Annotated in this window: 6 protein-coding genes and 1 pseudogene; 4 read left to right on the top strand and 3 right to left on the bottom strand. The window is 46.8% G+C overall.

What is annotated here, in order from left to right; all coding sequences use genetic code 11:
- Nucleotides 1–19: 19 nt before the first annotated feature.
- Both Q5076_RS01405 and Q5076_RS01400 read right to left on the bottom strand, forming a co-directional pair.
- Nucleotides 20–1,258 (bottom strand): rhamnogalacturonan acetylesterase, encoded by a 1,239-nt coding sequence (locus tag Q5076_RS01405; RefSeq protein WP_303010442.1) that lies wholly within the window; start codon nt 1,256–1,258, stop codon nt 20–22.
- Nucleotides 1,259–1,316: 58 nt separating this feature from the next.
- The gene (locus Q5076_RS01400; RefSeq protein ID WP_303010441.1) at nt 1,317–4,193 is read right to left on the bottom strand and encodes a sugar-binding domain-containing protein; all 2,877 of its coding nucleotides are present in this window, start codon (nt 4,191–4,193) and stop codon (nt 1,317–1,319) included.
- A 240-nt stretch (nt 4,194–4,433) separates the two neighbouring features.
- Here Q5076_RS01400 and Q5076_RS01395 point away from each other — a divergent pair.
- From Q5076_RS01395 to Q5076_RS01385, 3 genes and pseudogenes are all read left to right on the top strand, one after another.
- A pseudogene (locus Q5076_RS01395) lies at nt 4,434–5,372 on the top strand (glycoside hydrolase family 43 protein); the annotation flags it as partial.
- 128 nt (nt 5,373–5,500) lie between these two features.
- A complete protein-coding gene (locus Q5076_RS01390) occupies nt 5,501–7,654 on the top strand; it encodes a beta-galactosidase (protein ID WP_303010440.1) in 2,154 nt (717 codons plus the stop codon).
- Nucleotides 7,655–7,708: 54 nt separating this feature from the next.
- Nucleotides 7,709–9,106 carry a glycoside hydrolase family 28 protein gene (locus Q5076_RS01385; protein WP_303010439.1) on the top strand — a complete coding sequence of 466 codons (1,398 nt, stop codon included), beginning with the start codon at nt 7,709–7,711 and terminating at the stop codon, nt 9,104–9,106.
- Between the two features lie 779 nt (nt 9,107–9,885).
- Here Q5076_RS01385 and Q5076_RS01380 read toward each other — a convergent pair.
- A complete protein-coding gene (locus tag Q5076_RS01380) occupies nt 9,886–11,064 on the bottom strand; it encodes a phage integrase SAM-like domain-containing protein (protein ID WP_303010438.1) in 1,179 nt (392 codons plus the stop codon).
- A gap of 392 nt (nt 11,065–11,456) precedes the next feature.
- Here Q5076_RS01380 and Q5076_RS01375 point away from each other — a divergent pair, with 392 nt between their 5' ends.
- Nucleotides 11,457–12,470 (top strand): fimbrillin family protein, encoded by a 1,014-nt coding sequence (locus Q5076_RS01375; protein WP_303010437.1) that lies wholly within the window; start codon nt 11,457–11,459, stop codon nt 12,468–12,470.
- The last annotated feature ends 1 nt before the right edge of the window (nt 12,471 follow it).

The raw sequence follows: 12,471 nt of genomic DNA, 5'->3' as shown, positions 1-12,471 counted from the left end.
CGGTAAATATTGGGATTCTTTAATTTCCGTCCGGTTTCTCTATTTCCGTGAATGGCGACTCGTTCCAGTGGAAACGGTCCACGTCGTCCGGTTGCGCCGGGTTATAGTCCGGGGTCGTTTTCAAATGTTTTGCCAGCTCCGGCACGGCTTTCTTCATTCCTTCAATCACACACCGGGCTATTTGATAGGCACCGTACGGATTGAAGTGGGTATTGTCGGCGAAATCTTCGGTCTGTCCCGGATAAGTACCTGCAGGGTAATGTACGAAAGCGCGTTTGGACATTTCCGGGCCGAGAGCTTCGTAAAGCGTGCGGGTCATTTCGTTGAGGTCTATCAACGGGACGTTTTCTTTGGCTGCCAGCCAACGCATGGCTTCCGGATAATCCTCATGCGTGTCGCGGATGTGTCCGGCCGCATCGAAACTCCGGCGCTGAGTGGGAGTGACCAATACGGGATGTGCCCCGCGCGCACGGGCTTCGTCGATAAATATTTTCAGGCTGGTCATGAAGGAGTAGTAGGCTCCTTTGCCGGGACCTTTCTGTTTTTGGTCGTTGTGTCCGAACTCCATGAAGAGATAATCTCCTTTCTTTATCTGGCTCAGGGCTTTCTTCAGGCGTCCCGCCGCAATAAACGTATTGGCGGATTCGCCTGATTCCGCATAATTGGCGATGCAGACGCCGGGACTGAAGAAATGGGGTATCATCTGTCCCCAGCTTGCCCACGGTTCATTGTCTTGGTCGACTACCGTACTGTTGCCGCACAGGAAAACGGTAATGACCGACGAGTCGGCAGGTTCGATACTGATGCTCTGGCATACGGGGGCGTCGCCGTTGAATTCCAGAGTCAGTTTGTCGTCCCAGTTCAGTTTTGACTTTTCACGGGGTTTGATACGTACGGATTCTTTTTCGGAAATACGGGGATTGCGTTTGTTGACGATAAAGGTCTCCTCTGCGAATTCTCCCTTTGGGGTTGCAAGGTTATCAATGAACAGTCGGCGTGACTCGCCTCTTACCGTCGTCACTCCTGCCTGTCTCTTGCTGCCCAGGCGAACGGTTACTTTGTAGTTTCCGTCCGGTACGCGGACGGAAAAGAAGAAAGGCGCCTTGCTGCCTTTGGAGGGAGTGGCGACGAAGTCATATCCGTATCCCGTCTCCTCGCTGTAGCGGGGAGCGTCCGCCAACCGGTATGTCCGGGCTTTTTCTTGTGCGTCGATGCTTGCCGCTGCCAAAAGCAGCAAGCTTATGATTGTAGTTTTCATTGTAAATAATAATATATTGTTTGACGGGATTTAGGCCGTATCCGGCAGTCCCCCGTTTTCAGTTGGTTTTCGGTTTGAGTTCGTCGGGCGAATCTTCGGTATAAGATTTCACTTCTCCCGCCACTTTGGTGAATAATGCCTGTATCAGCTCCGGGGCTATCCTCTCTGTCGGGCGGAAATCGTCCGAATTCATATAATCCAGGATTGCTTTGTGCATCTGTCGGGCGACGATTCGTTTCTCCGGCCGGGAGGTAATATCCATGCTAGTCATCATCAGCTTGCCGTTCAACACTTTTGCTTCGAACAACATGCCGATTTTCCGGCTGATGAACCAGGTGTCGATACTTTGAACCGTGGGCTGGAAGCTGGCCGGGAAGTCGGTGAACTGCATCACCTGTGCTTTGTTCAGCAACTCCCACCATTGCAGGTTGCTGTGGTACTCGGTCGGGAATTCCCGGAAAAGAGGATGGTACTCGTTCAGGAAAATACCCGTCGTATGCGGCGGGCGCATCTTGAACCAGGAAGTGTTCCAGAACACGGGAGTGAAATATTGTTTGACTTCCTTGCCGTATCGTATCTTTCCGGCAGCCGTAATCAGGACGTTTCCACCGTCTTGCAATACCGCCAACGCTTTGGCATCCAGGGTATCGGTCGTATATACATTTCCCTGTACCAACTCCGTTTGTGCCGGATATACCCAGAAATCCCAGTCGTTTACGGCGTCGCTGCCTTCAATGCGCACTTCCAGATTCAGTTTCTGCGGCGTCTTGATTTCTTTCAAGTCCATGTCCACACTGCCCAGGGAACAAAGGTTCCCGATAGGGATAGGGCGGATGCCGACAGTCCCGCGGGCATATACCTTTCCGAATTTGTCTTTGACGGTATAGGTCGTTTTCGCATTTTCCAGAGGAGCGGCTCCGAAATGGGATACTTCGATATCGGCGTGGAATGTCTCATCGTTTGTATATACGAATTTGGGAATGCGCGCCAAAGGTACGGTCGGGCTGCAGAAACGTCTGAACTGTTCAGCGTTGATATATCCTTTTTCTTCAAAGAAGACGTCCAGCACGCCGACTAATGCGGTTCCCTGTCCGGAATAATCGTTCAGGGCCAGCATTTGGAATCCCGCATAGTCGGGGGTACGCAAGGTCTTTTCGATTTCGTGTTTGTAGCAGAGTGCCTGGAGTTTGCCCGAAGCCATCATGAAATCGTGGCTTAGGCTTCCCATGCGGTTGTCATTCAGGATGTCCCGGAAAATTTCAAAATTCTTCGCTTTGTTGACTCCGGTGTATTTGCGGATTTCATTGAAATTCGGGAATACGCACCATTGGCCTGTTTCGTGCGATACATACGGTTGCTTGACCGTGTCGATTCTTGTACGGTAGTCTGATTCACTTTCCGGTTGCGCGCTTGCCCAGCTTAATCCCCGTGCGCCGGCTTTTACGTGAAACTGGTTATGCGGTTGCCATTGCCAACTGTTTCCGACGGAAGCACCCGTATATACGTGGCGCGGGTCGGCCGCTTTCCAGTAATCCACGAATTTGCTGACCCATGCCACCCAACGGCCGGAAGGCTCGTTACCACAAGCCAGCATGCAGTAAGAGGCGTAATTCCCGTATTCTTTTGTCAGTGCAATCGTCTCGTCCATCAAGTATTTGTCAATCGGTTGCCCGTTGCCCAGTTTCGGGCCGTGGTTCGGCCAGCTCGGTCCTTCCGGTTGCAGGTAGAAACCGACCAAATCCGCAGCGATGAAGGCGGCCTCCGGCGGACAAAAGGAATGGAAGCGCATGTGGTTCAAACCGTAGTTGCGGCAGATGCGGAAGACCCGTTCCCAGGAAGCTACATCCATCGGGGCGTAGCCTGTCAACGGGAAATCGCAGTTTTCCACCGTGCCGCGAAGCATTGTCTTACGGCCGTTCACATAGAACCATTTCCCTTTTATCTTGAAATCGCGCATGCCGAACTGTACTTGCCGCGTATCGGTTTGCTTGCCGCTGGTTAATTTTGCCGTCAGTTTGTAAAGCGCCGGATTGAATTCGTCCCATGTCAGGAACTCTTTTCCCATCGGAAGTTCCATTTCCACCGGATTATCTCCCGGACGGATGTTGAAACTCCGGCATACGGGAGCTACCTTGTGACGGACATCCGTATTGAAACTCTCGGCGGAAAGGGTGATTTCTCCTTTCACGGAAGAGGCGGACCGTACGTTCATCCGGACCAGTGCTTTCCGGGTATTCAAATCAGGATATACCTGGATATCTTCAAAATGAACTTTGGGAGTGGCCTGCAATTCGATTCGCCCGACGATGCCGTTCCAGTTGCCTTGTGTCTGGTCGGTGATGCTGTGGGAATCGGGCCCTACGTTGATTTCCTTGATGCGGTTGTCTATCCGGATGGTAATCAGGCATGTCTTTCCGGGGGTGGCGGCAGCGGTCAGGTCATAGACATGGGGGACGCAAAGACTGTTTTGCATACCGATTTCCCGCCGGTTCACCCATACGGTAGTCTCGATGTGCGGACGTTCCAGGAAAAGGGTGATTCTTTCCCCTTTCCAGTCGGCGGGGATTGCCACTTTTTTTTGATACCAGGCCACGCCTACATAATGTTTGTCGGGAGTCAGGAAGAAAGGAAGTTTTATTTGCCCTTCTATCCTGTATTTTTCCATATAGGGATTGAAGTAGTAAGAACTGTCGTAGAGGCTCCCGGTCCACCGGGTGCGGGCGGTCACTTCGTCCCCTTTCAGTTTTTCGGGCATGGAGCCGGGCAGGTTGATGGAATCGTCGAGGGATTTTTCGAACCATTGTTCCCTGACGCCGGCATCTTCCCGGTCTATCTTGAAATTCCATTTACCGGATAAACTGAAGGAGCGGTTTTGTCCCGCTACGGCCAGTATGGAGGCGAGTGCGATGGCACTGCTTACTAAAAGTCGTTTCATGATATATAGAATTGATAGGTTTTCCATCTTTTTAAAAATCTGCCGCTAAAGTAGGGATTTTTGGAAGTCCGGTAAATAGAAAGATGTACAGATACATAGAATATCGTATCAAAATAGGCTTGTAAAGACGTTTGTGTACAAAACTACATGAATTTGAAATATTGTCCATGTGCTTTGTCTTTGAGGAGGTGTGGAGATGCTTTATCTTTGCGGGGTAAACTTTTTAATCTTAAAGGAACCATGAAAAAAGCAATAGCCTGGATGGCATTAAGCCTTTGGTCGGTAATGGCGGTTTTCGCCGGTGAGACGGCCTACCTCTTTTCTTATTTTGTCAATGACAGCAGGGACGGGCTGCATTTGGCATACAGTTATGACGGATTGAACTGGTTGCCTTTACGGGGCGGGCGTTCTTACCTAGCTCCTGCCGTCGGTAAGGATAAATTGATGCGCGACCCCAGTATTTGCCGGTCGCCGGACGGAACTTTCCACATGGTCTGGACTTCCGGTTGGACAGACCGGATTATCGGATATGCTTCTTCCCGCGACTTGGTTCATTGGAGCAGGCAACAGGCGATTCCCGTGATGATGCACGAGCCGGACGCCCGTAACTGTTGGGCTCCCGAACTGTTTTACGACGAACCTTCACAACTCTATTATATCTTTTGGGCGACTACGATTCCCGGCCGCCACAAGGAAGTGCCCGTCAGTGAGAGTGAGAAGGGACTGAACCATCGTATTTATTATGTGACGACGAAGGATTTCCGTACTTTTTCGGAAACGAAAATGTTCTTCAATCCCGATTTCAGCGTGATTGACGCAGCTATCGTGAAGGACCCGAAGCGGGGAGACCTGATAATGGCAGTCAAGAATGAGAATTCTAATCCGCCGGAAAAGAATTTGCGCGTGACCCGTACGGAGAGGATAGAAAAAGGATTCCCGACCGAGGTGTCGGCGCCCATTACGGGAGATTATTGGGCGGAGGGTCCGGCTCCGCTTTTTGTCGGCGATACGCTTTATGTCTATTTTGACAAGTACCGCGACCATCGTTATGGGGCTGTCCGTTCGTTGGACAATGGTGAGACGTGGGAAGATGTGTCCGGACAGGTCTCTTTTCCGAAAGGCATCCGTCACGGGACGGCGTTTGCCGTGGATGCTTCCGTCGTGGAGGCGTTGATAGCCGGTTCGCGTGACTGAGAAGGGAAGGCGGGGTTTGTTATCTTGTCCTCATGTCTGCAGGGGAGATGCCGGTTTATGGGAATGGAAAATCTATGAATAGTGTCTTATAATATTGATAATCAATCGAATTTATGAAGTATATGGTAAAAAACAAGATTCTGGCGACTTTCTGTGCCGGCCTGTTGGCGGTTTCTGCCGGAGTGCAGGCTGCGGAGGAACCGGCAGCCGGAGCCCGGCGAGAACAGGCGCAAAAAACTGTAATGGAAACTTCTCCCTGGTTTGAGGATAAAGACCTGACTTTGACCGGGGTTTATTATTATCCCGAACATTGGGACGAGAGCCAGTGGGAACGCGATTTCAAGAAGATGCGGGAACTGGGATTCGAGTTTACCCATTTTGCCGAGTTTGCCTGGGCGCAACTAGAGCCGGAAGAGGGACGTTATGATTTTGCCTGGCTGGACAGGGCTGTGGCTTTAGCTGCCAAGTATGACTTGAAAGTTATCATGTGTACGTCTACCGCCACCCCTCCCGTATGGATGAGCCGGAAATATCCTGAAATACTGTTGAAGAATGAGGATGGAACGATACTCGACCACGGGGCCCGGCAACATGCCTCGTTCGCTTCTCCTCTGTATCGGGAACTGTCTTATAAGATGATTGAGAAACTGGCGCGGCATTATGGCAATGACTCCCGTATTATCGGATGGCAACTCGATAACGAACCTGCCGTGCAGTTTGATTACAACCCGAAAGCGGAACTTGCTTTCCGTGATTATCTTCGTGCCGAATATGACAATGACATCCGGCTTTTGAACGATGCGTGGGGAACCGCTTTCTGGAGTGAAGTGTATTCGTCTTTCGACGAAATAACCCTTCCCAAGCGGGCGCAGATGTTCATGAACCATCATCAGATTCTGGATTACCGCCGTTTTGCCGCGGCGCAGACCAATGAGTTCCTGAATGAGCAATGCCTGTTGATTAAGAAGTATGCGAAGAACCAGTGGGTGACTACGAATTACATACCGAATTATGATGAAGGCCATATAGGTGGCAGTCCCGCACTGGATTTCCAGAGTTACACCCGTTATATGGTATATGGCGATAATGAGGGAATCGGACGCCGGGGATACCGGGTGGGAAATCCGTTGCGGATAGCCTGGGCGAATGATTTTTTCCGTCCGGTCCAGGGGACTTACGGCGTGATGGAATTGCAGCCGGGACAGGTGAATTGGGGCGGTATCAATCCTCAGCCTCTTCCGGGTGCGGTTCGTCTGTGGATGTGGAGCGTGTTTGCCGGCGGGAGTGATTTTATCTGTACGTATCGTTACCGCCAGCCTCTCTACGGCACGGAACAATACCATTACGGGATTGTCGGGACGGACGGGGTGACTGTCACTTCCGGCGGAAGGGAATATGAGACATTCATGAGGGAGATTCGCGAGCTTCGCAAACATGCTTCTTCCCGTGAAACGAAGCCTGCCGGTTATCTTGCCCGTCGTACTGCGGTTCTTTTCAATCATGAAAATTCCTGGAGCATCGAGCGGCAGAAGCAAAACCGCACATGGGATACCTTCGCACATATCGAGAAATACTACCGTACTTTGAAGTCGTTCGGCGCCCCTGTCGATTTTATATCGGAAACGAAAGATTTATCCGGTTATCCGGTAGTCATAGCACCGGCTTATCAACTGGCTGACAGGGAGCTGGTGGATAAATGGATTGCGTATGTGAAGAATGGCGGGAATCTTGTCCTGACCTGTCGTACGGCACAAAAAGACCGCTACGGCCGTTTTCCTGAAGCTCCTTTCGGTTCCATGCTCACTCCTTTGACCGGAAATGAAATGGATTTTTATGATTTGCTCCTTCCCGAAGACCCCGGCACTGTTGCGATGGGCGGAAAAGAATATGCTTGGAATACATGGGGAGAGATATTGAATCCTCCGGCGGACGCGCAGGTTTGGGCGACTTACAGGAATGAATTCTATGAAGGGAGTCCGGCGGTCACTTTCCGTAAACTGGGAAAGGGGACGGTTACTTATGTCGGAGTGGACAGCCGTGACGGAGCGTTGGAAAGAGATATATTGAAAAAGCTGTATGCACAACTGGACATTCCGGTGATGGATTTGCCGTACGGGGTAACAATGGAGTACCGGAACGGTTTGGGAATTGTCCTGAATTATTCGGACCGTCCTTATACGTTCAGTTTACCGGAAGGGAGCAAGGCACTGATAGGCACTGAGGAGATTCCTACGGCAGGGGTATTGGTCTTTTCAATACGGCAATGAAGGAATATGTGTATCTTTGCAGGACTTGAATGATTTTAAAATGGAATTATTACGATGAGGACAGATTTCTTGAAATATACGGCAGGCGTTTGCTTTTGCCTGTTGACAGCTTCTTTGGCTTCCGCCGGCGAAGATTATAAAACGGTGGAGGTAAAAGCTCCTTTTCCCATGCAGCCTGTTAAAATCTTTGTTTATCCCGACAAAGATTTCCCGATAACGGATTACGGCGCGAAACCGGGAGGTGAGGCGGATAATACAAAAGCTATCGCCGCCGCTATCGAAGCGTGTAATCAGGCGGGAGGCGGACGTGTGGTCGTTCCGGCGGGTACGTGGCTGACCGGCCCTATCCATTTCAAGAGTAATGTAAACCTTTGTCTGGAAGAGAATGCGGTGTTGAGTTTCACGGATAATCCTTCCGATTATCTTCCGGCGGTGATGACTTCCTGGGAAGGCTTGGAATGTTATAACTATTCTCCTTTGCTTTATGCTTTTGAATGCAGGAATGTGGCGATTACGGGCAAGGGAACTCTCCAACCGAAAATGGACACCTGGAAGGTTTGGTTCAAACGTCCCCGGCCTCATTTGGAAGCGTTGAAGGAGTTATATACGAAGGCTTCGACCGATGTTCCGGTTATCGAACGTCAGATGGCGGCGGGGGAGAATCATCTTCGTCCGCATTTGATTCATTTCAATCGTTGCGAGAATGTGCTGTTGGACGGTTTTAAGATTCGGGAAAGTCCGTTCTGGACCATTCACCTTTATATGTGCGACGGGGGAGTGGTGCGCAATCTGGATGTGAAAGCGCACGGGCATAATAACGATGGCATCGACTTTGAAATGAGCCGTAACTTTCTGGTGGAAGACTGTTCTTTCGACCAGGGGGATGATGCAGTGGTTATCAAGGCCGGACGTAACCGGGATGCCTGGCGGTTGAATACTCCTTGCGAGAATATTGTTATCCGTCGTTGCCGGATTCTGAAAGGGCACACTTTACTTGGCATCGGAAGCGAGATATCCGGCGGTGTACGGAACATTTACATGCATGATTGCACGGCTCCTAATTCGGTAATGCGTCTTTTCTTTGTGAAGACCAACCATCGCAGGGGCGGATTCATAGAAAACGTTTACATGGAAAATGTACAGGCGGGCACTGCCCAACGGGTACTTGAGATAGACACCGAGGTTTTGTATCAATGGAAAGACCTGGTTCCTACTTATGAGGAACGGATTACCCGCATTGACGGCATTTATATGGATAAAGTGACTTGTGAGTCGGCGGATGCCATTTACGAGTTGAAGGGGAACGCGAAATTGCCTGTTGGGAATGTGGCTATCGAGAATGTGAGAGTGGGGGAAGTGAAGAAATTCGTGAAGAAGGTGAGCCATGTGGATAATGTGGTGGAAAAGAATGTGACTTATGAATCGGCGGGACCCATCGGCGGTTCACTGTAATATTGGTTGTACGGAAAATTATAAGATACTGACAACATAGGCGGGCATCCGAAAGGGCTGTTTATTTGGAGCCCGATGTTCTGTTTTTAAGATTCTGTTGAGGAAAATAAATTTTAAAACGGATGGATTGGAGGGATTATTGCATAAATAAATGCAATTTTATGCAGAAATTACCTCATATCCCGCATAAAACGGGAGGAAATATTCGTTTTCTTTAACGGAAGAGTTTGTGTTTGTTTTAAACCGACGGGGTGTTCCCCGGTGAGGAACGTCTCGTTCCTCACCGGGGGATGCTTTATTGGTCGGTGAGGGACGAATAAAGGGGTGTTTAGGGGAGGTTTTCTTTTCCGGATTGCCTGTGGAGATGAAAGAACGGGAATAAATAAAAAGTATGTTTTTGGGGGAGGTCGGTGTTCTGAATGACAGATATGATGGAGAAAATGCGCCGATTGTATCAATTAATTCTTTAAATCGTGACAAAGAGCGGTTTTGCTGTTTGCAAATGCCGGGCTTTATGTGCTGCTCTTCTATGTTGATGGGAATTTACGCTTTCTATGGCTGTTTATATATTCCTTTTTTAAGGAGTGTTGTTTTTGTAATTCAGTTAAACAAAAGTTAGATTCTCTTTTCAAAATGATTTTTTGAATCTCAGCAATTTATAAAAGGAAGCTGTTTATTTTCAGACAATAATAAAGCAGCCATCGAGTATTTTTCAATGGCTGCCTACCGACAGATACGAATTCAATATTTTGTCAGATTAATATATAAAACCCCGTATTTTATAATAGCTGGTTTAATATTTCCCTGAATACTTTGTCGGCATGCTCTTGCATGATTTTAATATAATTGAAGATAGGACGATTGTTTTTCATACTATGTCCTATACAATATTCTATCTTTTCGATTTGAATTCCCAAGTTGTATCCATGTTGCGCAAATGTTTTCCGGGCGGAATAATAAGTGACCTTTTTATTTATGCCCGAAAGTTTTGTAATCTTATTTATGTGCCTGAATATCAAACTGTATATCTGTTCATAAGAAGAATACTTCCCAAATTTCAGATAACCTTCTCCTGTTAAATATCTATTTATAATATCTTTTGCTTCAGGCTGTAAAGTAAACACGATTTCATTGTTTCCTTTTCTGCTGATACGTGTTTTATGACGTACATAACGCATATATTCCTTATTCTTAAAATTATACGCTAACAAATCTTTCAGGTTTATCCCTCCCAGATAATAAGTAAGCATAAAAATATCTCTGACTATGGAAAGAGAAGGTTTAAAAAGGCGGACATCCCGTATCCGTTTTAATTCTTCTATTGACAAATCAAGTTCCCTTATATTACTTACAGGCATCTTAAAAAGAACAAAAGGATGAATGGAATATGAGATATAATTCACTTTACCGGCATAGTTCAGTATCACTTTTATCAAAGTCAAATATATCCTGACAGTCGTGTTTGTTAACTCTTCCTTGCAAAGTGCCTCTGCAAACTTCTGTATATGGAGAGGAGTTAATTGGATTAAAGGAAAATCCCCTTTCATATATTTAACCAATCTTTCAGAAGCAATTTTATAAAGTTTATAAGATTTCTCTCGTTCTTTTCCTTTCATAAATTCCATATATTCTTTTGCTACGGCTAGAAAAGTAATTCCTTTTTTCTTCTGTTCATAACTGATAATATGTATCAGTTCCGTACATGAAATTACCGACAAATAACTGATAGATGCGACTATTTCTTCATACTCGTTTATTAATTTCCGGAGAGAAGCGTTAATATTTGCAGCATTTTCATGCCTGATTACCCTGCCGTTTCTCAATTGGCTAACGGAGTCCAGAGTGAACTGTGTAAGTATATATCTGGTTTCTGAATGATGTGCTACTGCTATCCTTATCCGATGCCTGCCATTTGCTAATTTTTTTGTCGGAACAATCACTATTGAAAAACTCGCCATATTTTTTAGATTTATAAATTACTCCTGTCAATACAATAAAATGGAAACATAGAAATTATATTCATTAGTAGTTTGTTAAAAACTAGGGCTACAACATGGAATATTGTGCAAAAGACGGTATTTTACATGCATTTGTACAATTCTGCATTGCTATATTTTAATTTACTCGTTATGTTTGCAACACTTTTTCACAAGTTAAATGTGAAAAAGTTCTCTTGAAAAGAGAATCTAACTTTTGTTTAACTATATAATATAGGATGTATGATGAACTGTGAAAAACTGCTAGTCTTTGAACGGTGGCAATTAAGAGCTATCGCCGCAAACTCTTCATTTTATCAATTCGGAAAACTTGAATCAGCAATACTATTTATAAAAACTTTAAGAAGTATGGTATGAAAAAAAACTATGTAATGACCGCTTTTGCCCTGTTATTTTTTATGGGGTGCAGCACTGATGTCAAAGATTCTGACGTCAAGTTTGCAGGAGAGACAGGAGTAAAGGTCTCTTTCAGTGCAGTAATCAATAACCAAACAGGAAGTCCTCTAACTTCGACCAGAACCACCGATACCGAATGGGAAATAGGTGATTCCATTGGAATTTCCTGTGGTGATACCCAGCAAAACATTCACTACAAATACACAGGCAATGCGAATAACATGTTTGCAGCCGAAGGAGGTGTAGCGGAAGAAATATGGGTATTGGGTACGCAAGAGTATGACGTAAGTGCCTATTGTCCGTTTATGGGAACATCCGGAGTCACGTCGGGAATTGTGGATGTGCTTACCGACAGTGAAAATCAAGCGACGGTAGAAAAACGGAAATATCTGGATTTCCTTTATGCTACGGCGAAAGCCAGTGCAGCTCAACCGAATGTGCAATTGGCTTTTAATCACCGAATGAGCCGTATAAAAGTAAAATTTGAAGCGGGTGAGGGAGTATCGCTTTCGGATATCGACTGTTATCTTATCGGTTTGAAACTGGAAGGTACATTCGATACGGCTACAGGAGTTCCGGCCGTTAATGAAGATGCAACGGTTACGGATATTTATTGGGGAAATGTAGGGGAAACGGAAGATTATACGATGGAAGCTATCCTGTTGCCCCAAACGGTAGATGCCGGTGTGAGTATTCAGGCGCGGATGGAAGGACGTTTGTATGAAGTACAGTTTCCTAAGTTGACGAAACTGGATATGGGAGTTTCTTATAATTATACAATCAAAGCCAATTTGTCCGCAGAGGAGAACAATTATGTATTTACTATTACGAAAGAGGGAACACAGATTAACAACTGGACTACGGAAGAAGAAGAAATAGATTCCGAATCCACTTCTCCCGATACAGGGACCTCGACTGAGAATACAGATTGGGAAAAAGAAGAAGAAAATATTACCGCTACCGAAAAATAGC

The organism is uncultured Bacteroides sp., assembly GCF_958445495.1.
GTDB lineage: Bacteria > Bacteroidota > Bacteroidia > Bacteroidales > Bacteroidaceae > Bacteroides.
The sequence above is the reverse complement of the archived record's forward strand: the minus strand, read 5'-3'. Positions and strand labels throughout refer to the sequence as shown.